At 60.3% G+C, this 22,744-nt stretch carries 21 protein-coding genes and 1 pseudogene; 14 read left to right on the top strand and 8 right to left on the bottom strand.

Annotated features, from left to right (window positions below; translation table 11 throughout):
- Window positions 1-277 precede the first annotated feature (277 nt).
- From hemG to pepQ, 4 genes are read right to left on the bottom strand one after another with little or no spacing between them, the layout of a single operon-like run.
- Window positions 278-802: a menaquinone-dependent protoporphyrinogen IX dehydrogenase gene (hemG, locus tag PG896_RS16775; RefSeq protein WP_029313439.1), complete on the bottom strand. Its 525-nt coding sequence runs from the start codon at window positions 800-802 to the stop codon at window positions 278-280.
- A 7-nt stretch (window positions 803-809) separates the two neighbouring features.
- The gene (locus PG896_RS16770; protein WP_048209300.1) at window positions 810-2,267 is read right to left on the bottom strand and encodes a TrkH family potassium uptake protein; all 1,458 of its coding nucleotides are present in this window, start codon (window positions 2,265-2,267) and stop codon (window positions 810-812) included.
- Between the two features lie 36 nt (window positions 2,268-2,303).
- On the bottom strand, window positions 2,304-2,921 hold the full coding sequence (locus PG896_RS16765; protein ID WP_010672418.1) for a YigZ family protein: 618 nt from the start codon (window positions 2,919-2,921) through the stop codon (window positions 2,304-2,306).
- A complete protein-coding gene (gene pepQ, locus PG896_RS16760; protein WP_270835969.1) occupies window positions 2,921-4,243 on the bottom strand; it encodes a Xaa-Pro dipeptidase in 1,323 nt (440 codons plus the stop codon). The genes PG896_RS16765 and pepQ overlap by 1 nt, the downstream gene beginning before the upstream one ends.
- Before the next feature lie 196 nt (window positions 4,244-4,439).
- On the opposite strand from pepQ, the gene PG896_RS16755 reads away from it, so the two are divergent.
- The 6 genes from PG896_RS16755 (at window position 4,440) to PG896_RS16730 (ending at window position 13,725) form a co-directional block, all read left to right on the top strand.
- Complete coding sequence (locus PG896_RS16755) at window positions 4,440-6,377, top strand: acetoacetate--CoA ligase (protein ID WP_270835968.1); 1,938 nt, start codon at window positions 4,440-4,442, stop codon at window positions 6,375-6,377.
- Window positions 6,378-6,581: 204 nt separating this feature from the next.
- Window positions 6,582-8,729, top strand: a complete 2,148-nt coding sequence (gene fadB, locus PG896_RS16750; protein WP_043156018.1) for a fatty acid oxidation complex subunit alpha FadB — start codon at window positions 6,582-6,584, stop codon at window positions 8,727-8,729.
- Between the two features lie 21 nt (window positions 8,730-8,750).
- Entirely contained in the window at window positions 8,751-9,914 is a 1,164-nt protein-coding gene (gene fadA, locus PG896_RS16745) for an acetyl-CoA C-acyltransferase FadA (RefSeq protein ID WP_043156020.1), read from the top strand.
- Between the two features lie 336 nt (window positions 9,915-10,250).
- The gene (locus PG896_RS16740; protein ID WP_005307430.1) at window positions 10,251-10,973 is read left to right on the top strand and encodes a response regulator; all 723 of its coding nucleotides are present in this window, start codon (window positions 10,251-10,253) and stop codon (window positions 10,971-10,973) included.
- Between the two features lie 46 nt (window positions 10,974-11,019).
- Complete coding sequence (locus PG896_RS16735; RefSeq protein ID WP_270835967.1) at window positions 11,020-12,465, top strand: ATP-binding protein; 1,446 nt, start codon at window positions 11,020-11,022, stop codon at window positions 12,463-12,465.
- Window positions 12,466-12,468: 3 nt separating this feature from the next.
- Entirely contained in the window at window positions 12,469-13,725 is a 1,257-nt protein-coding gene (locus tag PG896_RS16730) for an ABC transporter substrate-binding protein (RefSeq protein ID WP_171865811.1), read from the top strand.
- A gap of 44 nt (window positions 13,726-13,769) precedes the next feature.
- On the opposite strand, the gene PG896_RS16725 is transcribed toward PG896_RS16730, so the two are convergent.
- Entirely contained in the window at window positions 13,770-13,961 is a 192-nt protein-coding gene (locus PG896_RS16725; protein ID WP_010672410.1) for a hypothetical protein, read from the bottom strand.
- Window positions 13,962-14,242: 281 nt separating this feature from the next.
- Between PG896_RS16725 and tusA the strand changes: the two genes are divergently transcribed.
- The 3 genes and pseudogenes from tusA to PG896_RS16700 form a co-directional block, all read left to right on the top strand.
- Window positions 14,243-14,488 (top strand): sulfurtransferase TusA, encoded by a 246-nt coding sequence (tusA, locus tag PG896_RS16715; RefSeq protein ID WP_010672408.1) that lies wholly within the window; start codon window positions 14,243-14,245, stop codon window positions 14,486-14,488.
- Between the two features lie 18 nt (window positions 14,489-14,506).
- The gene (locus tag PG896_RS16710; RefSeq protein WP_052814723.1) at window positions 14,507-14,854 is read left to right on the top strand and encodes a RidA family protein; all 348 of its coding nucleotides are present in this window, start codon (window positions 14,507-14,509) and stop codon (window positions 14,852-14,854) included.
- A gap of 146 nt (window positions 14,855-15,000) precedes the next feature.
- A pseudogene (locus PG896_RS16700) lies at window positions 15,001-15,090 on the top strand (endoribonuclease L-PSP); the annotation flags it as partial.
- Between the two features lie 262 nt (window positions 15,091-15,352).
- Here the strand turns inward: PG896_RS16700 and PG896_RS16690 are convergent.
- Together PG896_RS16690 and PG896_RS16685 are read right to left on the bottom strand one after the other, a co-directional pair.
- Entirely contained in the window at window positions 15,353-16,009 is a 657-nt protein-coding gene (locus PG896_RS16690) for an OmpA family lipoprotein (RefSeq protein WP_010672405.1), read from the bottom strand.
- 161 nt (window positions 16,010-16,170) lie between these two features.
- Entirely contained in the window at window positions 16,171-16,413 is a 243-nt protein-coding gene (locus tag PG896_RS16685) for a hypothetical protein (protein WP_043156027.1), read from the bottom strand.
- A 426-nt stretch (window positions 16,414-16,839) separates the two neighbouring features.
- Between PG896_RS16685 and PG896_RS16680 the strand changes: the two genes are divergently transcribed.
- Window positions 16,840-17,346, top strand: coding sequence for a cysteine hydrolase family protein (locus PG896_RS16680; protein WP_160838787.1), 507 nt, complete (start codon window positions 16,840-16,842; stop codon window positions 17,344-17,346).
- A 325-nt stretch (window positions 17,347-17,671) separates the two neighbouring features.
- Here the strand turns inward: PG896_RS16680 and PG896_RS16675 are convergent, their stop codons facing one another.
- The gene (locus tag PG896_RS16675) at window positions 17,672-18,250 is read right to left on the bottom strand and encodes a DNA-3-methyladenine glycosylase I (protein WP_270835966.1); all 579 of its coding nucleotides are present in this window, start codon (window positions 18,248-18,250) and stop codon (window positions 17,672-17,674) included.
- A gap of 187 nt (window positions 18,251-18,437) precedes the next feature.
- Here PG896_RS16675 and glyQ point away from each other — a divergent pair, with 187 nt between their 5' ends.
- The 4 genes from glyQ to PG896_RS21245 all read left to right on the top strand — a co-directional run bounded on the left by glyQ (window position 18,438) and on the right by PG896_RS21245 (window position 22,698).
- Window positions 18,438-19,361 carry a glycine--tRNA ligase subunit alpha gene (gene glyQ, locus PG896_RS16670; protein WP_005339464.1) on the top strand — a complete coding sequence of 308 codons (924 nt, stop codon included), beginning with the start codon at window positions 18,438-18,440 and terminating at the stop codon, window positions 19,359-19,361.
- A gap of 9 nt (window positions 19,362-19,370) precedes the next feature.
- Window positions 19,371-21,452, top strand: coding sequence for a glycine--tRNA ligase subunit beta (gene glyS, locus PG896_RS16665; protein ID WP_270835965.1), 2,082 nt, complete (start codon window positions 19,371-19,373; stop codon window positions 21,450-21,452).
- Between the two features lie 137 nt (window positions 21,453-21,589).
- Window positions 21,590-21,931, top strand: a complete 342-nt coding sequence (locus PG896_RS16660; protein WP_270835964.1) for an AAA family ATPase — start codon at window positions 21,590-21,592, stop codon at window positions 21,929-21,931.
- Between the two features lie 59 nt (window positions 21,932-21,990).
- Window positions 21,991-22,698, top strand: coding sequence for an AAA family ATPase (locus PG896_RS21245; RefSeq protein ID WP_442866199.1), 708 nt, complete (start codon window positions 21,991-21,993; stop codon window positions 22,696-22,698).
- Window positions 22,699-22,744 lie beyond the last annotated feature (46 nt).

Below are 22,744 nucleotides of genomic sequence, written 5' to 3'. Positions count from 1 at the left end.
CTTATCGCGTTGAGGAGGCGCATCTTACGCTCCTCACTTCGAAAGTCAAGCGGTTGTTTTCGCTTTTCTTTCGGCGCCCACTTCCTAAGGAAGCTGGCTCATCAGGTTGGCGTGTTCCGCCGTGCTGGTAGGGGCGCATTATAGGGAGCAGCGCCGGGATGACAAGGGCTATTTTGCGAAAAATAGTCCTTTTTACCGTTTTGTGGCTCGAACGCCTACTTATCAAACAAAAAGCCCTGCTTACGCAGGGCTCTGGCCGCTTTGAATGACGTCACTGTTACTTTTTTGACCAAAACTCACGGGCAAAGCCGCGCACCTTGTCCCAGTCGGTGAATTCCAGATCCTTGCTGGTATCCGTGCTGCCCCCGGTAATCTTCATGATCAACTGAATGATACGGGTCTGCCACCAGTTGTAACGGGAGTACTGCAATGCCCCGGCAAACACCCCCAGAGTTTTCGGCTTCCAGGGAGAGAGGCGCAGAAACTTCTTCATGTAGGCGTTGGTCTGCGGCGTCTGCTTCTCGGGCTTGCGTGCCGTCAGGTTCACGCAGAAGAACGCCGCATTGGCTACTTCCAACTGTTCATGATGTGCGTGTATGAAGCTAAGCAGGCTGGGGTGGAAGTTACCATAGCGAATGGAAGCGCCAATCAACACCTTGGCATACTTGCTGAGGTTGCACATGGGCAGGGTGTGCAGGTCGTGCATCACCACTTCGCATCCTGATATTTCCTCCAGCATGACATCCACGATTTTCCGCGTTTGCCCGTCCCGGGAAGAATAAAGCACCAAAATCTTGTCCATACCAACCTCAACTACGCCAGAATGCAGGAGTAAACAGTACCAGAAGTGTGAAGATTTCCAATCGACCAAACAACATGGCCACGATTAATATCCACTGTGCAGTGGCCGAGATATTGCCGAAATTGGCCGACACCTCCCCCAGACCCGGCCCCACGTTGGTGAATGCCGCAGCCACGGCGGAGAAGGCCGTCACTTCGTTCAGCCCCGTCATCAGCAGCAACAGCATGAAGATGAAGAACAGGATGATGTAGGTGGCAAAGTAGCCCCAGACCGCTTCCACGATCCGTTCCGGTACGGCGCGGCGTCCCAGCTTCAGGGTGTAAATGGCCCGCGGATGCACCAGCCGTTTGAGTTCACGCATCCCCTGCAGGAACAGGATCATGAAACGCATCACCTTGATGCCCCCCCCGGTACTGCCGGCGCAGCAGCCGATGAAGGCGGAGAACATCAACAGCATGGGCAGAAAGGAGGGCCACTCCGCATAGCTGGTGGTGCTGTAGCCGGTGGTCGTGCCCAGCGATACCGCCTGGAACAGGCCATGGTTGAGCGCCTCCTGCCAGGTGGCGTAATGACCGTGGAACAGCAGAGAGACGAAACAGATCAACACCAGCACGCACTGGATGCTCAGAAACACTTTGAGCTCCGAGTCCCGCAGATAGCTGCTCACGCGCACCGGCTTGTGGGCAAATACCATGAAGTGAAGCGCGAAGTTGACGCTCGCCAGCAACAGGAACACCACTGTGATCAGGTTGATGGCCGGGCTGTCGAAGAAACCGATGCTGGCGTCGTGGGTCGAGAACCCCCCAACCGACAAGGTGGAGAAGGAGTGGCAGATGGCATCGAACAACGTCATTCCCGCCATCCAGTACGCGAGAGCGCAGAGGGAGGTCAGCAACAGATAGATGAACCAGAGCGCCTTGGCCGTCTCGGCGATGCGCGGGGTCACCTTGTTGTCCTTGACGGGCCCCGGGATCTCGGCACGATAGAGCTGCATACCCCCGATACCCAGCAGTGGCAGCACGGCCACCGCCAGCACGATGATCCCCATGCCACCGAGCCATTGCAGCAGCTGGCGGTAGAAGAGAAACGCCTTGGGCAGATTGTCCAGCCCAGTCAGCACCGTTGCGCCCGTGGTAGTCAGGCCGGAAAACGACTCGAAAAATGCCTCCGAGACCGACATGTTCGGCACGTCGCTGATGATGAAGGGGACGGCACCCACGCTCCCCAGCACCACCCAGAACAGCACCACGATGAGGAAGCCTTCCTTGGACCTGAGTTCCTTTTTCTGATGGCGGTTGGGAAACCAGAGCAGGAGGCCGAGCAGGAGGGCTATGACGAAGGAGTTGACGAACTCGGTACCACCGCCATCACGATACCCAAAAGCGACCATCGCGGGCAGCAGCATGGTCGAGCTGAACAGGGCAACCAGCAGACCGACGATACGAATGATGCTCAGAATCTGCATTCCGGCTCCCTCTTCAGACTAAAAGAGCGATGGATTCTAGCCATCTAAGGGACGAAGGGATACCCGACCCTGGGTCCGGTCGGTCAATTCCTGTGCGATACGGGCCCAGAGCGCAGACTCCCACGCTACCTGAAGGGTGACGCTGGCACCATAATCGGCCACCAGCAACTGCCCTTGATGGGCAGAGATGAGGGACTCCACGGCCCCCATGTCGGTGTAGTCACACTGGATCACGGAAGAGGTCAGCTGACGCTTGATACAGGTTTCAAGTTGCTTGAGTGCTGCCCCCACACCACCGCCATAGGCCTTGACCAGGCCACCGGTCCCCAGCAGCACTCCACCGTAATAGCGCACCACCACGGCGGCGACTTCACCCAGACCGGCCCCCATCAACTGGGCCAGCATGGGTTTGCCCGCCGTGCCCGAGGGTTCGCCATCATCACTGAAACCATAAACCTGGCTGTCTTGCGGGGCGCCGGCGACAAAAGCCCAGCAGTGATGCCGGGCTCCCGGGTGTTGCTGTTTGATCTCGTCTATCCAGGCCTTGGCGGCCTCGACGGTCGGAGTGTGGGCGATGTAGGTAATGAAGCGGCTCTTCTTGATCTCTTCGCTCACCTCCAGCGGGGCTGCCGGTATGGGGTAATCCGTCGCCATCAGAGCCCTGCTTGTCTGGTCAGGTTCTCCACCCCGTTGGCATGCAGCACCACGTTGTCCTCGATGCGAATGCCACCATAGGGACGCAGCGCCTCCACCTTGTTCCAGTTGACCCGCTTGCCCTGCTCACCCTGGCGCAGCGGCTCCAGCAGGCTGTCGATGAAGTAGAGGCCGGGCTCTATGGTGAAGACCTGACCCACTTCGATCACCCGGGTGCAGCGCAGATAGGGGAACTGCTCGGGGGCCGCCAGGTGGGTGCCGCGCTCATCCTGCATGAAGCCGCCGGCATCGTGTACCTGCAGGCCGAGGAAGTGGCCGAGACCGTGGGGGAAGAAGACATTGGTCACCCCGGTATGGATCATCTCGTCCACCGACATGTCTACCAGTTCGGTGGCTTGCAGCAGGCGCGCCAGCCTGTGGTGCATCTGCAGGTGCAGCTCGCTGTAGCGGCGGCCCGGCTTGATCTCGTCGATGATCTCCTGTTGCTGTGCATCCAGCGCTGCGATCAGATCGGCGAACTCACCGCGGCGCCAGGCCCAGGTCCGGGTAATGTCGGAGGCATAACCGTGCACGTCCACACCGGCATCGATGAGAAAGGAGTAACGCTCCGCATCCGGCACCCGCTGGGTGGAGAGATGGGTGTAGTGCAGGATGGCCGCATTGCGGTTGATGGCAACAATGTTGCCGTAGGGCGCCTCATTGGCCCCCTGTCCGACCGCCTTCATGTAGGCCAGGTTGATCTCGAACTCGCTCGCCCCCGCCATGAAGGAGTCCTTGGCCGCGATGTGGCCGCGCACGCCGATGCGGTTGGCATCGCGAAGACATTCCAGCTCATAGGGCGTCTTGTAGGCACGGTGGTAGTGCAGGTAGTTGAGGACCGCCTCCGGATTGGGCTGGCCCAGTCCCAGCAGCTCGGCCACTTCCAGATGGCCGCCCAGATAGGCCCACTCCTGCTTGTTGGCCGGCAGGTGATCGGCAACCTGCTCCGGGCGAGTCAGGAAGCGAATGTCGAAGAAATCGATCCAGAAGGCGTTGGGCAACTCCGCCACCTTGTGCCAGAAGTCCACCGGCCGGTAGAACAGCAGCACCGGCTTGTTCACCCCGTCCACCAGCAACCAGCAGTGAGGGTTGTCCAGCACCGGCAGCCAGGCCTTGAACTGGGGATTCACCTTGAAGGGATAATCCTGGTCATCGAGGAAGATGCGATGAGTCTGGCCGGAGTGAATAGCGAGGCCGCCAAGACCCTGTTGTTGCAGGATGTCGCGGGTACGCTGCTGAAGGGTGTCGAGATGCTGGGCAAAAAGTTGGCTGTAACTGCTCATGGCGTCCTGCTCCGGGCGAATGTGACTTCAGCATAACATCAAGCGAATCAAGGCTCGAGCCACCCGGCTTTCGCTTCGTGAGGTAACGCATAGGTTACAGGCTTTTTGTTATGAAGATAAAACAGACAATTAACAAACAAAGAACAATTCAATACACTGCCCACAGACAGTAGATATCAGCCGTCAGGAACGACTCATGCAAAACCTTTGTCTGTGGACACCGGATCAGGACAGGATGCAGCACTCCAACCTCCACCAGTTCATGGCCGAGGTCAATCACTTTCATGGCCTGCAACTGCGCAGCTATGCCGACCTGTATCAATGGTCGGTGGAGAAGACCACCCGCTTCTGGCCCCTGGTGTGGCAGCACTGCGGCGTCAAGGGCGAACTTGGCAACATTGTGGCGGAGAACCGCCAGGATATGCAGCGCGCCCGCTGGTTCCCCGACAGCCAGCTCAACTTCGCCGAGAACCTGCTGCGCCGTCAGGATGAGAGCCCGGCCATCATCTCCCGCATCGAAGGGGGTCCAAGCCGGACCCTGAGCTGGCATGAGCTGGCAGATCAGGTCGCCCGCCTGGCCCAGTGGCTTCGCAGCCAGGGCATAGGCCGGGGTGATGTGGTCGCAGCCTACCTGCCCAATATCCCGGAAACCGTGGTGGCCATGCTGGCAACCACCAGCCTCGGCGCGATCTGGACCTCCACCAGTCCCGATTTTGGCGAGGCCAGCGTGGTGGAGCGCTTCGGCCAGACCCGTCCCAGGGTGCTGTTCGCGGTGGATGGCTACCGCTACGGCGGCAAGGCCATCGACATTCAGGACAAGGTGGCCAGCGTCGTCGGTCAGCTCGACAGCCTAGAGCAGACGGTGATGATCCCCCTGCTCGGCAACCCGCTGCAGCTTGGTCACAACTGGCAGCAATTGCTGGCAAGCCAGCATGATGCCCAGCTCGCCTTCGAGACCATGGCCTTCAACGACCCGCTCTACATCCTCTACTCCTCAGGCACCACCGGCAAACCCAAGTGCATCGTGCACGGCATTGGCGGCACCCTGCTGCAACACCTGAAAGAGCACCAGTTGCACTGCGACATCAAGCCGGGGGAGCGCATCTTCTACTTCACCACCTGTGGCTGGATGATGTGGAACTGGCTGGTGAGCGCCCTCGCCTCCGGCGCCACCCTGGTGCTCTACGATGGTTCCCCCTTCTACCCGGATGGCAACGTGCTGTGGGATCTGGCACGGGACGAAGAGGTCGCCCTGTTCGGCACCTCGGCCAAGTATCTCGATGCGCTGCACAAACAGGGTTATGCCCCCATCAATACACACGACTTGCCGCACTTGCGGCTGATCTGCAGCACCGGCTCCGTGCTGTCGCCGGAGGGGTTTGACTACGTTTACCAGCAGATAAAACCGGATGTGCAGCTCAGCTCCATCTCTGGCGGCACCGACATCTGCTCCTGCTTCGTCATCGGCAACCCCTTGAGCCCCGTCTATCGCGGCGAGAGCCAGGGGCGCGGCCTCGGTCTCGCGGTGCAGGTATTCAACGAGGCGGGCCAGCCGGTGCTGGGTGAAAAGGGCGAGTTGGTCTGCACCAAGCCTTTCCCGGCCCAGCCCATCTACTTCTGGGGTGACGAAAATGGCGACAAGTACCACGCCGCCTACTTCGAGCGGTTCGACAACATCTGGTGCCACGGGGACTGGATCGAGCTGACCCCGACCGGCGGCATCCTGTTCTACGGCCGCTCCGACGCGACCCTCAACCCGGGCGGCGTGCGCATCGGCACCAGCGAGATCTACCGCTATGTGGAACAACTCGACGAGGTGGAAGAGAGCATCGTCATCGGCCAGCAATGGAAACAGGACGAGCGGGTGGTGCTGTTCGTCAAGCTCAAGGCGGGTTGCAAGCTGGACGACGGACTGCGTGAGCGGATTTGCCAGCAGATCAAGCGGCACTGCACCGCCCGTCATGTGCCTGCCCGCATCCTGCAGGTGGATGCCATCCCCCGCACCAAGTCCGGCAAGATAGTGGAGCTGGCGGTGCGGGAAGTGGTGCATAACCGCCCCGTCAACAACACCCACGCCCTCGCCGATCCCGAGGTCTTGAACCAGTATCGCAACCGGCCGGAACTGGCCAGTTGATACCACGCTCATCTCCATCGGAGGCGCCGCAAGGCGCCTCTTTTTTGCCCGTTTTGTGATGAAGAGCTTTTACTCGACAACTGTTAAACAAATGTTTTAAATAGGTGTTGAAAATGTCTCCTTTTGGATCAATAGTGAGCCTCGCCCCCTGCTGGGGATAAAGGAGCACCATTCCCCACAGAGTGGGAACAAGGAGACACTCTCATGATCTACCAAGGCGAAACCCTGACGGTCAGCTACCTCGAAGACGGCATTGCCGAGCTGAGGTTCGATGCCCCGGGTTCAGTCAACAAGCTGGATCGCGCTACCCTGCTCTCCCTGAGCGAAGCGATCGCCGCATTACAGCAACAAGCCGATTTGAAGGGTCTGATCCTCACCTCCGGCAAAGACGCTTTCATCGTCGGCGCCGACATCACCGAATTCCTGGAACTGTTCGATCTGCCGCAAGAAGACCTGCTCGGCTGGCTGAAAAAGGCCAACGACATCTTCAACGCCATCGAAGATCTGCCGGTGCCGACCCTCTCCGCCATCAAAGGTCACGCCCTGGGTGGCGGCTGCGAGACGATACTCTCCACCGATTTCCGCCTGGCTGATACCAGCGCCAAAATCGGCCTGCCCGAGACCAAACTCGGCATCATGCCCGGCTTTGGCGGCACCGTCCGTCTGCCGCGGGTGATCGGGGCCGACAACGCGCTGGAGTGGATCACCACCGGCAAGGATTACCGTGCCGATGACGCCCTCAAGGTGGGTGCCATCGATGCCGTTGTCGCCCCGGACGCGCTGCACAGCGCCGCCGTGCAGATGATCAAGGACGCGGTCAAGGGCAAGCTGGACTGGCAGGGCCGCCGCGCCGCCAAGAAGGCCCCGCTGCGCCTCTCCAAACTGGAAGCCATGATGAGCTTCACCACCGCCGCCGGCATGGTTGCCGCCGTGGCGGGCAAACACTATCCGGCCCCCATGGCCGCCGTGAAGACGGTGGAAGCCGCCGCCGGCATGGGCCGTGACGAGGCGCTGGCCGCCGAGGCCGCCACCTTCATCAAACTGGCGAAAACCGACGTGGCCAAGGCGCTGGTCGGTATCTTCCTCAACGATCAGCACATCAAGGCGCTGGCCAAGAAGGCCGCCAAGCAGGCAAACAAGGCCACCGGCCATGCCGCCGTGCTGGGTGCCGGCATCATGGGGGGCGGCATCGCCTACCAGTCTGCCAGCAAGGGCATCCCGGCGGTGATGAAGGACATCAACGAGAAGGCGCTGGCACTTGGCATGAATGAGGCCACCAAGCTGCTCAACGGCCAGCTCGAGCGCGGCCGCATCGACGGCATCAAGATGGGCCAGGTGCTCTCCGCCATCACGCCGACCCTGAGCTATGACAACGTCAAGCATGTGGACGTGGTGGTCGAAGCTGTGGTCGAGAACCCGAAAGTGAAGGCCGCCGTGCTGGGCGAAGTGGAAGGGATCATCGGCGAAGACGCCGTGCTCGCCAGCAACACCTCCACCATTCCCATCTCTCTGCTGGCCAAGGGACTGAAGCGCCCCGAGAATTTCTGCGGCATGCACTTCTTCAACCCGGTGCACCGCATGCCGCTGGTGGAGATCATCCGTGGCGAACAGACTTCCGATGAAACCATCAACCGCGTGGTGGCCTACGCCGCCGCCATGGGCAAGTCCCCGGTCGTGGTCAACGACTGCCCCGGCTTCTTCGTGAATCGCGTGCTGTTCCCCTACTTCTTCGGCTTCAACAAGCTGGTTGCCGATGGCGCCGACTTCGCCGCCGTCGACAAGGTAATGGAGAAAGAGTTCGGCTGGCCCATGGGCCCCGCCTATCTGTTGGATGTAGTCGGTATCGACACCGGTCACCATGCCGGTGACGTGATGGCGCAGGGCTTCCCGGCACGCATGAGCAAGGAAGGTCGCACCGCCATCGACGTGATGTACGAAGTGAACCGCTTCGGTCAGAAGAACGGCAAGGGCTTCTACGCCTACGAGCAGGACAAGAAGGGCAAGCCGAAGAAGGTGGCCGACGCAGCCAGCTACGAGCTGCTGGCACCCATCGCCAAGCCGAAGCAGGATTTCGACAAGGAGGCCATCATCGCCCGCATGATGATCCCGATGATCAACGAGGTGGTGCTCTGCCTGGAAGAGGGCATTGTCGCCACGCCAGCCGAAGCCGACATCGCGCTGGTCTACGGTCTGGGCTTCCCTCCCTTCCGCGGCGGCGTGTTCCGCTATCTGGACACCATAGGTCTGGATCGCTACGTGGCCATGGCCGACCAGTATGCCGACTTGGGCCCGCTCTATCGCGTCAGCGACCGCTTGCGTGAGATGGCCGCCCAGGGCAACACCTTCTACTGATTGCGGAAAGGAGATCCATTCATGAAAGACGTAGTCATTGTCGACTGTATCCGGACCCCGATGGGCCGGTCCAAGGGCGGCGCCTTCCGCAACGTGCGTGCAGAAGACTTGTCCGCGCACCTGATGAAATCCATCCTGCTGCGCAACCCCAACCTCGACCCGAACGAGATCGAGGATATCTACTGGGGCTGCGTGCAGCAGACCCTGGAGCAGGGCTTCAACATCGCCCGCAACGCCGCCTTGCTGGCCGGCATTCCCAAGCAGGTGGGGGCGGTCACCGTCAACCGCCTGTGCGGCTCCAGCATGCAGGCGCTGCATGACGCCTCTCGCGCCATTCAGGTAGGTGATGGGGATATCTTCATCATCGGCGGCGTTGAGCACATGGGTCACGTGCCGATGAGCCACGGCGTCGACTTCCACCCCGGCATGGCCAAGTCGGTGGCGAAAGCCTCCGGCATGATGGGGCTGACCGCCGAGATGCTCGGCAAGCTGCACGGCATCAGCCGTCAACAGCAGGACGAGTTTGCCGCCCGCTCCCACCGCCGTGCTCACGCCGCCACCGTGGAAGGGCGTTTTACCAAGGAGATCGTCGGGCTGGAAGGCCATGACGCCAGCGGCGCCCGCTTCTTCTACGACTATGACGAGGTGATCCGCCCCGAGACCACGGTCGACACCCTGAGCCAGCTGCGCCCGGTGTTTGATCCGGTCAACGGCACCGTCACCGCCGGCAGCTCCTCGGCGCTGTCTGACGGCGCCGCCGCCATGCTGGTGATGAGCGCGGATCGCGCCAAGGCCCTCGGCCTCACGCCGCGCGCCAAGGTTCGTGCCATGGCCATCGCCGGCTGTGACGCCGCCATCATGGGTTACGGCCCGGTGCCGGCCACCCAGAAGGCGCTCAAGCGTGCCGGTCTGACCGTCGGCGACATCGACCTCTTCGAGCTGAACGAGGCGTTTGCCGCCCAGTCCCTGCCCTGCGTGAAGGATCTGGGTCTGCAGGATCAGGTGGACGAGAAGGTGAACCTGAACGGCGGCGCCATCGCCCTGGGTCACCCGCTCGGCTGCTCCGGTGCCCGCATCTCCACCACCCTGATCAACCTGATGGAAGAGAAGGACGCCACCCTGGGAGTCGCCACCATGTGCATCGGCCTGGGTCAGGGCATCGCCACCGTGTTCGAACGGGTGTAAGTGAATCGCCCCTGACTGCTCACCGCTCAGGGACGCCGCCTCGGGGCGGCAACAACAGACAGAAGGCGGCCCTGCTTCCCGGCACAGCGGCCCCATCACGAATACCGGGTCGGCCTGCCGACCCTGCTGTCGAGTCTGTGGAGCCCACCACACGGGGTGTGCTCCTGTCGTCGGAATCTGCGTATTGGCCGGCCCGTTTGGGTCGGCCTTTTTTATTTGCACGGCAGGATATGGGAGGATATTGCCCATAACCTCACATTAGATGGGGGGCTTGCTTGCTTTTTGCTCCCCCGACAGGTTCAATCTGCACAAAAAAATGGGTGGATGCACATACATATGTCAACGAGCAAACAACTGCTGATCGTCGACGACGACCAAGAGATCCGCGAACTGCTCAACGAATACCTGACCCGGGCGGGTTTCCAGGTGTTGACGGCGGCAGAGGGCAACGAGATGCGCCAGCAGCTCGCCCAGCACAGCCCGGACCTCATCATTCTCGATATCATGATGCCTGGCGACGACGGTTTTACCCTCTGCCAGCAGATCCGTCGCGACTCTCAGGTCCCCATCATCATGCTGACCGCCGCCTCCGACGAGGCTGACCGGGTGATCGGTCTGGAACTCGGTGCCGATGACTACATCGCCAAGCCGTTCAGCCCGCGCGAGCTGCAGGCCCGCATCAAGGCGCTGCTGCGCCGCGCCGAATTTCGCCAGCCGGAGAAAGAGAAGGAGCCGAGCCGTCGGCTGCGCTTCGCCGAGTGGACCCTGGATACCCTGAGCCACCAGCTGACTCACGAAGATGGCAGCCTGCTGGATCTCTCCGGCAGCGACGCCATGTTGCTCGGCATGTTCCTGCAGCAGCCCGGCGTGGTGCTGGACCGGGATACCATCTCGGACGCCACTCGCGGTCGCGAGAGCCTGCCGATGGAGCGCGGCATCGACGTGCAGATCAGCCGTTTGCGCCAGAAGCTGGGTGACAACGGCAAGAGCCCGCGCATCATCAAGACCATTCGCGGCAGTGGCTACATGCTGATCGCCGAGGTGCACGAGATCCCATGAGGGCCTGCAACAAAGGCATGCTGATCGACACAAGGCGAGAGATCCCATGAAGAGCGGGTGGTTCTGGCGAGCCCTGGTGCCGCGCTCCCTGCTGTCGCGGATGTTGCTGCTGTTGCTGCTGGCCATCCTGCTCTCCCAGACCATACTCACCGGCATCTGGATGCAGCAGATCCAGAAGCGGGAGCTGGAGGGCATGCTCAGCACCACCCGCAACCTGGCGCTGTCGGCCGCCTCCACCGTCAACTTCTTCAAGTCCCTGCCGCTGCAGTACCGTCACATCGCGCTGGATCAGCTGCGCAACATGGGGGGCAGCCGCTTCTTCGTCTCCTTGAACGAGGAAGAGATCCACATCAGCGCCATCCCCGACAGCGAGCGCAAGACGCTGGTGTTGAAGGAGGTGCAGGAAGTGCTGACCCGCAAGCTCTCCGACGCCATGGCGATCAAGGTGGACTTCTCCCGCCCCGAGGAGCTGCACGTCTTCAACAACGACACCCTGCTGGCGGATCTGCCCTCCTCCTGGGCCCGCTACACCCTGTCCCTGGAGCCCATCAATCCGCCGGTGCTGGTGACCCAAATAGAGATAGAACCGGGGGAGTGGCTCTATCTGGCGGCCCTGCTGCCCGCCCCCTACATGACCCTGGATGACACCGTGATGCCGAGCAACCAGGTGCGCTTCATCGCCCTGATGACGGTGTTCCTCTGCTTCTTCACCTTCATGCTGGTGCGCTGGCAGACCCGCCCCCTGCGCCGGCTCGCCAAGGCGGCGGTCAACCTCGGCAAGGACATCGACCAGCCCTCCCTCAAAGAGGAGGGTGCCTCCGAAATCGTGGCGGCGACCCGCGCCTTCAACATCATGCAGCAGCGCATTCGCCGCTTCATCGACGATCGGGAGCGCCTCTTCAGCTCCATCTCCCACGACCTCAAGACCCCCATCACCCGGCTGCGACTGCGGGTCGAACTGCTGGACGACGAGGTGCAGATCGCCAAGTTCAACAAGGACCTGGACGAGCTGGAGCTGATGGTCAAAGGGGCGCTGCAGACGGTCAAAGAGACGGACATTCACGAGAACCTTGAGCAGATCGACGTCAACGCCCTGCTGGAGCAGATGGCGGAAGCCATGAACCTGCACGAGGATCTGCTCACCATCGAGGGCCACTGCAAGTGGCCCTATCGCGGCAAGCTGCTGGCCCTCAAGCGCTGCATCGGCAACCTGGTGGACAACGGCATCAAGTACGGCCAGAAGGTGCGCATCATCATCATGGATGACGAGGAGATGCTGATCCTCTTCATCATGGACGAGGGGCCCGGTCTGCCGGACGATCAGTTCGAGCGCATCTTCGAGCCCTACTACCGCCTCAGCACCGATGCCGCCGGCACCGGGCTGGGCCTTGGCATCGCCCGCAACATAGCCCACGCCCACGGCGGCGACCTGGTGCTGGAAAATCGCCCCCAGGGCGGCCTGCAGGCCACCCTCTCCCTACCAAGGCAGTAATGTATGAAGTGGTTGTCTTTTTCTGTCATCGCCCTGCTCTCCCTGCCCGTTTGTGCCTCCCAGGTGGAGGTATTGCACTGGTGGACCTCCGGCGGCGAGGCCAGGGCCGTGGAAGTGCTCAAGTCCGAGTGGGCCGAACAGGGCAACCAGTGGAACGACTTCGCGGTACAGGGGGGGGGCGGCAAGAGCGCCATGACGGTGCTGAAGAGCCGGGCCCTGGCGGCAAACCCGCCGGAGGCGGCCCACCTCAAGGGGTTCGAGCTGCACGAGTGGGGCAGCCTGGGCTTTCTGCGCGATCTCACCCCCATGGCCGAGCACCTCGGCTGGTACCCTCAGCTGCCCCCCATGGTGCGCGATACCCTCAGCCAGAACGGCACCCTGATGGCGGTCCCCACCGGCATCCACCGGGTCAACTGGCTGTGGCTCAACCGCAAGGTATTCGAGCAACAGGGGCTCAAGCCCCCCACCGACTGGGCCCAATTCGTGGCGGTGGCGGACAAGCTCAAGGAGAAGGGCATCACCCCCCTCGCCATCGGTAACGAACCCTGGCAGATCGCGGTGCTGTTCGAAACGGTGGCCCTCGGCGAAGGGGGCAAGACCTTCTATCGCAAGGCCTTCCTCGAACAGGACAGCGCCACCCTGACCGGCCCCGACATGATGCGGGTGCTGACCCGCTTCCAGCAGTTGCGCGCTTATGTGCCCGAGAAATACGCCGGCCTGAAATGGCACCAGGCCACCAACCTGCTGGAGAGCGGCGGCGCCGCCATGCAGGTGATGGGGGACTGGGTGAAGGGAGAGCTGAGTGCAGGCAACTACCGCCCCGGCGAGGATATCGAGTGCTTGCCAAGCCCGGGCAGCCAGGGGCTGTTCAGCTACAACCTCGACTCCATCGCCATGTTTAAGCAGCGGGATCCCGCCCAGTTGCAGGCCCAGGGCGAGCTGGCCAGGCTGTTGATGACACCGCGCTTCCAGGAAGCGTTCAACCGGGTGAAGGGCTCCATCCCGGCGCTCATCAAGCCGGACATGAGCAAGTTCGATCGCTGCGCCATCCGCTCCTATCGGGACTTCCTCCACGCCGAGCAACAGGACAACCTGCTGCCCAGCATGGCGGAGGGGATGGCGGTGCCCACCAACATGCGCCAGGGGATCATGGATGTGCTGAGCAGCTTCTTCAACGACGCCAGGGCCAACCCCGAGCAGACGGCGCAGCAGCTGGAGCGCGCCATGCGCTCGACCCGTTCCGGCGCGGAGCAGAAATGACAAAGGCGGACATCGTCCGCCTTTGAGTGCCGAGAGCCAGGCTCTCAGGAGGGATCGTTCTCGTCCTCATCCTCGTCGTAGTAGTCGCTGAGCTCGATCCAGAGCCCCAGCCCTATCATCACCATGGAGCCGAACCAGGTACCGGTATTACCGATCGGGCTGCCCAGCACTATCATGGCGAACGACAAGAACCCCATGCCTGCGTAGGCTTGCAATCTGCCGTAGGAGACCTGCATATTCACACCTCCTTGTTGAATATGGTTCAATTTTTATATTACTCATCGAGCGAAGCCTGGGTAGAGCCGGTTCACATTTTGGTAGCATATGCTGCATAACCGCCCCGTGGTTTGATTATTTTTTCGCCGTGAGTATCATTGCTGGCCGAATTGGTTGAAGGTTGATTATTGATGAGTGCTTTATTCTGCGACGCAACACACGAATTGGACTCAATCGGGCTTCATTGCCCCGAGCCCGTGACGATGGCGCGCAAGAAGGTGCGGCTGAAGGTTGATTATTCATGAGTACTGTATTCTGCAATGCGACCCACGAGCTGGACGCAATCGGGCTTCGTTGCCCCGAACCCGTAATGATGGTTCGCAAGAAAGTGCGGCTGATGGCTGACGGGGAGACCCTGCTGGTCAGCGCCGACGACCCCTCCACCACCCGCGACATTCCCAGCTTCTGCCGCTTCATGGACCACACCCTGGTCGCCAGCGAGACAGAGCAGGCCCCCTATCGCTATCTGATCCGCAAGGGTCAATAACCCTGTACCGGAGCAAACATGACAACCATTACCCGTATCGGGACCACCCAGCGCTGGTCTGATGTGGTCATCCACAACGGCACCCTCTACGTGGTGGAAGTGCCCGCCACCGACACCGCCGACATCCACCAGCAGACCCGTGAAGTGCTGGAAAGCCTGCAGCGTCTGCTGGAAGCCAACGGTTCCGGCGTCGACAGGATCCTGATGGCCAACATCTATCTCAAGGACATTGAAGACATCGCCGCCTTCAACGCCCAGTGGGACGCCTGGATCCCTGCGGGTACAGCCCCGGTCAGAGCCTGCGTACAGGCCCGTCTCGCCCACGAAGGCTACAAGGTGGAAGTGCAGCTGACTGCGGCTGTCTAAACAAAGCGGGATGCCTGGCTCCCCTGATGCCGACACAGCCCCCGTTCGCGCCTGTGTACAGGCCCGTCTCGCCCACGAAGGCTACAGGGTGGAAGTACAGCTGACTGCCGCTGTCTAATCAAAACGGGATGCCTGTCTCCCCTGATGCCGACACAGCCCCCGTGCGCGCCTGCGTGCAGGCCCGTCTCGCCCACGAAGGCTACAGGGTGGAAGTACAGCTCACTGCCGCTGTCTAAACAAAGCGGGATGCCTGGCTCCCCTGATGCCGACACAGCCCCGGTCCGCGCCTGCGTACAGGCCCGCCTCGCCCACGAAGGCTACAAGGTGGAAGTGCAGCTGACTGCGGCTGTCTAAGAGGCGGTTATCCCCTCATCCCCGACCCTTCTCCCGCAAGGGGAGAAGGGAGCAAAGAACAAGGCGCCACTGCCCACAACGCCGGATAGCAAAAGGCCCCGCCATCACTGGCGGGGCCTTTTTCATGACTGCAACGCAGGCCGCTTAGGCGGTCGGGGTCAGGGTGATGGTTACCCGACGGTTCTGGGCCTTACCTTCAGCGGTGCTGTTGCTGGCCACCGGCTGATCCGGGCCCACACCACTGATGGCGATGCGGCTGCCGGACACGCCCTGGCCGATCAGCTGGGCGGCAACGGCATCGGCGCGATCCCGGGAGAGCTTCATGTTCAGCTCGCGGGAGCCGGTGCTGTCGGTGTGACCGACCACGTTCAGACGGGTCTTGTCGAACTCGGCAACCACCAGGGCCACACCGGACAGGGTGTTGGCACCGGCGGCTTTCAGCTGGGCGCTGGAGCTGTCGAAGGTGACGTTGTTCGGCATGTTGAGGATCAGCTGATCACCGTTGCGGGTCACGCTGACGCCGGTGCCTTGCAGCTTCTCACGCAGCTTGGCTTCCTGCACATCCATGTAGTAACCGATACCGCCACCCAGGGCCGCACCGGCGGCGACGCCCGTCAGGATGCCCTTTTTGCGGTCGCCCTTGCTGGAGGAGAGCGCCCCCACGGCTGCGCCGGTCGCCGCACCCGCCAACGCGCCCCAGGCGCCCTTGGAGGTCTGGGATTCACCGGTATAGGGGTTGGTGGTACAGCCAGTGATGGCGACGGTCAGGGCAAGTGCAGGAACCAGTTTCTTGAAATGCATGAAAAAACCTCTGAAAAAGAACGACTCTAGCCGATAGCCGCGCATTCTAACCCAGAGAGGCGCCAGAGTGTGACGCGCGCATTGCGAAGATGGGCAGGGGGCAAAACGCCCTCTGCCCCTTGCGACTTACCCGGTGCAGGCCATCTTCGGACGGGCCCGCATCAATATTTGATATCCCGGGCCTTGTCTCGCCCCTCCTGCTTGTTGTCACGATGCTCCTGGCGGCAGTCGGCATTGCCCACCACCCCCTCACGACACGCCTGTTTCGCGTCACGGGACTCCTGACGGGTATCCTGACGCACATCGCGGGCGTCACGGCGCTCCTGGGCCTGCTTGGTGGCCTGTGCAGGCAGGGCGGCCAGCAAGGCGGTGGCGGCAAGCAGCGCCAATACGGACTTCTTCATGATGGCTCCTTCGCCAGACAACCTGAACCGGTCCGGCGTCTTTCAATGATAGGGGAGGGGCAAGATCCCGGTAGCGCAGACTCGGCCCTCGGGGGCGTCGTTTGTGCAGCCTCGGACCTTCTTGCACAGGGCCGGCTTCCCCTCGTGTTTACCCTCACGAGCGACGTCATCCCCAGAGTGCAGCCGATCAGGCCGGGGGAGAGAGGGCGAGCGGCGCTCAGTGACACGGGATTCCCTCGTGATGACGATCCCGATGGTGAACCCGTGTGACTGTATCCCGGCTGTACCAAGGGGCGAAAAGGCCCCTGGCCCGATGCAACGGCAACATGCTCCATGGGTCTGGCGCAATGGAGCCCCCCATATGCGGGTTGTCTCATAAGAGCCCATGGCCCCAGAGTGGAGGACATTTCTCACGGAGCCATGATCATGTCGTCCCTTTCCCGCCCCGCGCTGCTCATCATCGACATCCAGGTGGGCCTCCTTCACGGCCCGGAAGCCCCCCATGCCGGGGCCGAGACCCTGGCCAACATCAATCGCCTGAGCCAGGCGGCCCGCAGTGCCGCTCTCCCCGTGCTGGCGGTGCGTCACACGGGCCCGGCCGGCAGCCCCATCGCCGCCGGCAGTCCGTTCTGGCAGCTTGCGCCTGAGCTGGTCGTCGGCGAGGCCGATCGGGTGTTCGACAAGCAGCGCCCCAGCGCCTTCCATGGCACCGGTCTCGATGGCTGGCTGAAAGAGGACGGCGTGCAGACCCTGATCGTCACCGGCATGAAGACCCAGTACTGCATCGACACCACCTGCCGGGCGGCGGCAGATCTCGGCTACACCGTAGTGCTGGTGAGCGATGCCCATACCTGCATGGACACGCCGCAACTGACCGCCCCCCAGATCATCGCCCATCACAACGCCACCCTGGCCGCAATGCTGTTCACTTAAGAGAATTTGAGTTCCAGTCCACGTAGTATCAGGACAAAAAATCGAGGGAGGCATGATGCCTCCCTCTTTCTATTGCAAGCCCCGCTGGATAAAGGCTGGAGGAAGATCGACTGGACACAGCCTTGCCCCCTCAACTCAAATCTAATTTATGAATAATCAGTCAAAAAAGTGCTTATCTGAACAGCATTGCACCCTGGCCGGCCCCTTCGTGCGGCTGATGAGCAGCGACGAGGTGTGCGAGGCGCTCGGCCGCCCCCTTGAGCCCTGCTGATTCAGAGCAAAAAAGAAGGGAGGCTTGAGCCTCCCTTCTTCGTGCATTTCCCCTTCACGTCGCCGCTGCTTGCTGGCACTCGGCGTGGCAAGGGCAGGTCACCAGATGATCGTTCACCATGCCCACCGCCTGCATGAAGGCGTAGCAGATGGTGCTGCCGACGAAGGTGAAGCCGCGCTTCTTGAGGGCCTTGGACATGGCATCCGACTCCGGCGAGGTCGCCGGAATGTCGCCGTTGCCCTGACGCTGGTTGACGATGGGGGCGCCGCCCACGAAGCCCCACAGATAATCGACGAAGTCGATGCCTTTCGCCTCCAGCGCCAGATAGGCGCGGGCGTTTTTGATGATCGACTGCACCTTGAGCCGGTTGCGAATGATGCCGGTATCCTGCATCAGCCGTTCCACATCTTGGTCGTCGAACTGCACGATGCGCACCGGATCAAAATCCGCATAGGCGCGATGGTAGCTCTCGGTGCGCTTGAGGATGGTGATCCACGACAGCCCCGCCTGTTGACCATCGAGGCAGAGCTTGGCAAACAACTCGCGGGCGTCATACACCGGCCTGCCCCACTGCTTGTCATGGTATTCGATGTATTCCGGGTCTTTGGTCACCCAGGCGCAGCGCAGTTCCATTTCCTCTCCCCTGTTTTTCATCGGCCATCGGCAGGCCGCTTGCGTCGGCGACATCATAGGGCAAGCGGCAACATAGCCCCACTAATCCCCTGTAATTTCGCCTATTATCCGACCATGCCAGACGGTATACTCCCTCGGTTCACATTCAGCAAATCTTGCTCTGATTTCATTTCGCGCGAAAAACACTATGCAAAAATTCGATGTCAAAACCTTTCAGGGCCTGATCCTGCAGTTGCAGGACTATTGGTCCCGCCAGGGCTGTACCATCATTCAGCCGCTGGATATGGAAGTGGGTGCCGGTACCTCCCACCCCATGACCTGCCTGCGCGCCCTGGGCCCGGAGCCCATCGCCTGCGCCTACGTACAACCGTCCCGCCGTCCGACTGACGGCCGCTACGGTGAGAACCCGAACCGCCTGCAGCACTACTACCAGTTCCAGGTGATCATCAAGCCCTCCCCCGACAACATTCAGGAACTCTATCTGGGCTCCCTGAAAGAACTGGGTATGGATCCTGAAATCCACGACATCCGCTTCGTGGAAGACAACTGGGAAAACCCGACGCTGGGCGCCTGGGGTCTGGGTTGGGAAGTGTGGCTGAACGGCATGGAAGTGACCCAGTTCACCTACTTCCAGCAAGTTGGCGGCCTCGAGTGCAAGCCGGTGACCGGCGAGATCACCTACGGTCTCGAGCGTCTGGCCATGTACATCCAGGGCGTCGACAGCGTCTACGATCTGGTCTGGTCTGACGGCCCGCTGGGCAAGACCACCTACGGCGACGTGTTCCACCAGAACGAAGTGGAGCAATCCACCTACAACTTCGAACACGCCGACGTGGAGTTCCTGTTCCACTGCTTCGAGCAGTACGAGAAGGAAGCCCAGAACCTGCTGGCACTGGAAAAACCGCTGCCGCTGCCTGCCTACGAGCGCATCCTCAAAGCCGCTCACTCCTTCAACCTGCTGGATGCCCGCAAGGCCATCTCGGTCACCGAGCGTCAGCGCTACATCCTGCGCATTCGCACCCTGACCAAGGCCGTGGCAGAGGCATACTACGCCTCCCGCGAAGCGCTGGGCTTCCCTATGTGTCAGCGCAGTGAGAACAAGCAAGGTTAAGGAACGGACATGGCACAATATACATTTCTGGTAGAGATCGGTACTGCTGAGCTGCCGCCCAAAGCCCTGCGCTCCCTGGCCGAAGCCTTTGCCGACAACTTCAAAGCCGAACTGACCAAGGCCGATCTGGCCTTCGGCGCCGTCGAGTGGTTTGCCTCACCGCGCCGTCTGGCGCTGAAGGTGAGCGAGCTGGCTGGCGAACAGCCGAGCAAGAGCGTCGAGAAGCGCGGCCCGGCCGTAGCGCAGGCGTTCGATGCCGAAGGCAAGCCGACCAAGGCTGCCGAAGGCTGGGCCCGTGGCAACGGCATCACCGTTGAGCAGGCCGAGCGTCTGGTCACCGACAAGGGCGAATGGCTGGTTCACACCGCCAAGGTCGAAGGCCGTCCGGCCGTCGATCTGCTGGGCGAACTGGTTAGCCAGGCGCTGGCCAAACTGCCCATCCCGAAAATGATGCGCTGGGGCGACAAGACCATCCAGTTCGTGCGTCCGGTCTTCACCGTGACCCTGCTGCTGGATGGCGAGCTGGTGCCCGCCCACATTCTGGGTATCGACTCTGCCCGCACCATCCGCGGCCACCGCTTTATGGGCGAGAGCGAGTTCACCATCGACAACGCCAGCCAGTACCCGCAGATCCTGCAGGAGCGCGGCATGGTGATTGCCGACTTCATGGCCCGCAAGGCCAAAATCAAGGCTGACGTCGAAGCGGCCGCTGCCGCCTTCGGTGGCGTGGCCGATCTGGACGACGCCCTGCTGGAAGAAGTGACCGCACTGGTCGAGTGGCCTGTGGTGCTGACCGCCAACTTCGAAGAGAAGTTCCTGGCCGTGCCGGCTGAAGCGCTGGTGCACACTATGAAGGGTGACCAGAAGTACTTCCCGGTCTACGACAAGCACGGCAAGCTGCTGCCGAAGTTCATCTTCGTCACCAACATCGAGTCCAAAGACCCGAGCCAGATCATCAGCGGCAACGAGAAGGTGGTTCGTCCCCGTCTCTCTGACGCCGAGTTCTTCTTCAAGACCGACCTCAAGCAGACCCTGGCCTCCCGCCTGCCGCGCCTTGAAACCGTGCTGTTCCAGCAACAGCTGGGCACCGTCAAAGCCAAGGTCGAGCGTATCGAGACCGTCGCTGGCTTTATCGCCGAGCGCATCAGTGGTGGCGATAATGCCGTCGTGACTCAGGCCCGCCGTGCCGGTCTGCTCTCCAAGTGTGATCTGATGACCAACATGGTCGGCGAGTTCACCGACACCCAGGGTGTCATGGGGATGCACTACGCCCGTCACGATGGCGAAGACGAAGCCGTGGCCGTGGCCCTCAACGAGCAGTACATGCCGCGCTTTGCCGGTGATGCCCTGCCGTCCGGTCTGGTTGCCTGCGCCGTCGCGCTGGCCGACAAGTTCGACACCCTGGCCGGTATCTTCGGCATCGGCATGCTGCCGAAGGGTGACAAGGACCCGTTCGCCCTGCGTCGCGCCGCCATCGGTGCCCTGCGCATCATGACCGAGAAGCAGCTGGATCTGGATCTGGTTGAACTGGTTGAAGAAGCGGTACGCGTCTACGGCGACAAGCTGACCAACAAAACCGTCGTTACCGACGTGGTCGACTTTATGCTGGGCCGCTTCCGCGCCGCCTATCAGGACGAAGGTATCGGTGCCGACGTAGTGCTGGCCGTACTGGCCCGCCGCCCGACCCGTCCGCTCGACTTCGATCGTCGCGTCAAGGCCGTCAGCCACTTCCGCACGCTGGATGCCGCCCTGGCACTGGCTGCCGCCAACAAGCGCGTGAGCAACATTCTGGCCAAGGTCGAAGGCGAACTGCCGACTGCCGTCAAACCGGAACTGCTGGTCGATGCCGCCGAGAAGGCGCTGGCCACCCAGGTTGCCGAACTGCAAGCCGAACTGGCCCCGCTGTTCGCTGCCGGTGACTATCAGGCTGCCCTCACCCGTCTGGCCGCCCTGCGCGAGCCGGTCGATACCTTCTTCAACGAAGTGATGGTGATGGCCGACGACGAGGCCCTCAAGGCCAACCGTCTGGCGCTGCTAAACAACCTGCGCAACCTGTTCCTGCAAGTGGCGGATATCTCGCTGCTGCAGTAATTGCAGTTTGTTAGCAAGCTCTCAAAACGGCGCCGAAAGGCGCCGTTTTTATATAAGGCCATTCTGAATTTTGTTACCCTGAAGCAGTACTTCCAATATAAAACTAAATGCTATACCGAAAGGATAATGGTGAGCTAATGGCAACTACTGTAGAGAAATTAAAGAAGAAGTTTTCTGAAAAGAATAAATATTCTAATTTCGGGCCGGTGTTGAAGGGGATGTATATAGATGGCTTTAGAGGAATCAACGAGATAAATCTTAGCTTTGACTTTCCGATAATAGTTATTTCTGGCCTTAATGGTGCAGGAAAAAGTACATTGGGCCAACTCGCAATCTGTGGGTATAAAAAACCTTCTACGTCTATGAATTACAAACGACATTATGTGAAAGATTTTTTCCCAATATCCCCAGCAGACCCAAAACCAATTTCAGATGATGCTAAGGAAAGTGCGAACAAGTATCCCACGAACAAAAAATGAAAATTTTAGTCATTTAATATCAATGGGTTACCAGTAAATGCTCTCGTGCCATATGACTTATTCGCACCTTCCCTAAGCTAACTTACTTCTATGAGACTGATGACCCCAAAAAACCACAGGAAGTTACTGTATCTCGAGCTAACTCAGCATGGTCGGGATACAAACGACAGCCGGAAAGACATTGTTATTATGTTGGATTTACTGTTTACATACCTAAAGTAGAAAGACGAGATGCCAGCGTTTATGGTGGTGCACATCTTAAATTTACAGAAAAACGTAACATAGACATTGACGTAATAAATAAAATGGCCAAAATAATTGGCCACAAATATGACAACGTAATATTTCAAGGGGTCGACCATAAAGGAAAACAGTCTGAGGTTGGTATCGCAACTCGGCTGGGTTATTCCTATTCAGAAAATAACATGGGTTTTGGAGAAGGCCGAATACTTTATACAATAGATCAGTTAGAAAATGCACCAGAACAAAGTTTATTTATTTTAGAGGAGCCAGAGACATCACTACATGAAAGCGCTCAACATGAATTCGCTAAATATCTTCTCGATGTTTGCAATAGACGTCATCATCAAATTATTCTTTCTTCTCACTCCAGTGTCATTATGAATGCTCTACCATCTGAATCACGGAAGCTTATAACAAGAGACTTACAGGGCGTTGATATACGAGACCGATTATCCTCAGGGCAAATCAGGTCTATTCTATCCGCCGGAAAAGTTAGGGAAGGTGCGAACAAGTCCCTGATATGAGATCATGTTTGTCATCTGGAGCCATGAAAAAGGGTTCATCATGAGT

This window comes from Aeromonas sp. QDB30 (assembly GCF_027707645.1).
Lineage (GTDB): Bacteria > Pseudomonadota > Gammaproteobacteria > Enterobacterales > Aeromonadaceae > Aeromonas > Aeromonas caviae.
The sequence above is the reverse complement of the archived record's forward strand: the minus strand, read 5'-3'. Positions and strand labels throughout refer to the sequence as shown.

Bases quoted from the DNA above. Each gene is read 5' to 3' on its own strand.
- glyS (WP_270835965.1), top strand. From the start codon at position 19,371: ATGGCACAATATACATTTCTGGTAGAGATCGGTACTGCTGAGCTGCCG.
- hemG (WP_029313439.1), bottom strand. From the start codon at position 802: ATGGACAAGATTTTGGTGCTTTATTCTTCCCGGGACGGGCAAACGCGG.
- PG896_RS16765 (WP_010672418.1), bottom strand. From the start codon at position 2,921: ATGGCGACGGATTACCCCATACCGGCAGCCCCGCTGGAGGTGAGCGAA.
- PG896_RS16735 (WP_270835967.1), top strand. From the start codon at position 11,020: ATGAAGAGCGGGTGGTTCTGGCGAGCCCTGGTGCCGCGCTCCCTGCTG.
- PG896_RS16660 (WP_270835964.1), top strand. From the start codon at position 21,590: ATGGCAACTACTGTAGAGAAATTAAAGAAGAAGTTTTCTGAAAAGAAT.
- PG896_RS16680 (WP_160838787.1), top strand. From the start codon at position 16,840: ATGTCGTCCCTTTCCCGCCCCGCGCTGCTCATCATCGACATCCAGGTG.
- pepQ (WP_270835969.1), bottom strand. From the start codon at position 4,243: ATGAGCAGTTACAGCCAACTTTTTGCCCAGCATCTCGACACCCTTCAG.
- fadA (WP_043156020.1), top strand. From the start codon at position 8,751: ATGAAAGACGTAGTCATTGTCGACTGTATCCGGACCCCGATGGGCCGG.
- PG896_RS16685 (WP_043156027.1), bottom strand. From the start codon at position 16,413: ATGAAGAAGTCCGTATTGGCGCTGCTTGCCGCCACCGCCTTGCTGGCC.
- PG896_RS16725 (WP_010672410.1), bottom strand. From the start codon at position 13,961: ATGCAGGTCTCCTACGGCAGATTGCAAGCCTACGCAGGCATGGGGTTC.
- PG896_RS16755 (WP_270835968.1), top strand. From the start codon at position 4,440: ATGCAAAACCTTTGTCTGTGGACACCGGATCAGGACAGGATGCAGCAC.
- fadB (WP_043156018.1), top strand. From the start codon at position 6,582: ATGATCTACCAAGGCGAAACCCTGACGGTCAGCTACCTCGAAGACGGC.
- PG896_RS16770 (WP_048209300.1), bottom strand. From the start codon at position 2,267: ATGCAGATTCTGAGCATCATTCGTATCGTCGGTCTGCTGGTTGCCCTG.
- tusA (WP_010672408.1), top strand. From the start codon at position 14,243: ATGAGTACTGTATTCTGCAATGCGACCCACGAGCTGGACGCAATCGGG.
- PG896_RS16675 (WP_270835966.1), bottom strand. From the start codon at position 18,250: ATGGAACTGCGCTGCGCCTGGGTGACCAAAGACCCGGAATACATCGAA.
- PG896_RS16730 (WP_171865811.1), top strand. From the start codon at position 12,469: ATGAAGTGGTTGTCTTTTTCTGTCATCGCCCTGCTCTCCCTGCCCGTT.
- PG896_RS16690 (WP_010672405.1), bottom strand. From the start codon at position 16,009: ATGCATTTCAAGAAACTGGTTCCTGCACTTGCCCTGACCGTCGCCATC.
- PG896_RS16740 (WP_005307430.1), top strand. From the start codon at position 10,251: ATGTCAACGAGCAAACAACTGCTGATCGTCGACGACGACCAAGAGATC.
- glyQ (WP_005339464.1), top strand. From the start codon at position 18,438: ATGCAAAAATTCGATGTCAAAACCTTTCAGGGCCTGATCCTGCAGTTG.
- PG896_RS16710 (WP_052814723.1), top strand. From the start codon at position 14,507: ATGACAACCATTACCCGTATCGGGACCACCCAGCGCTGGTCTGATGTG.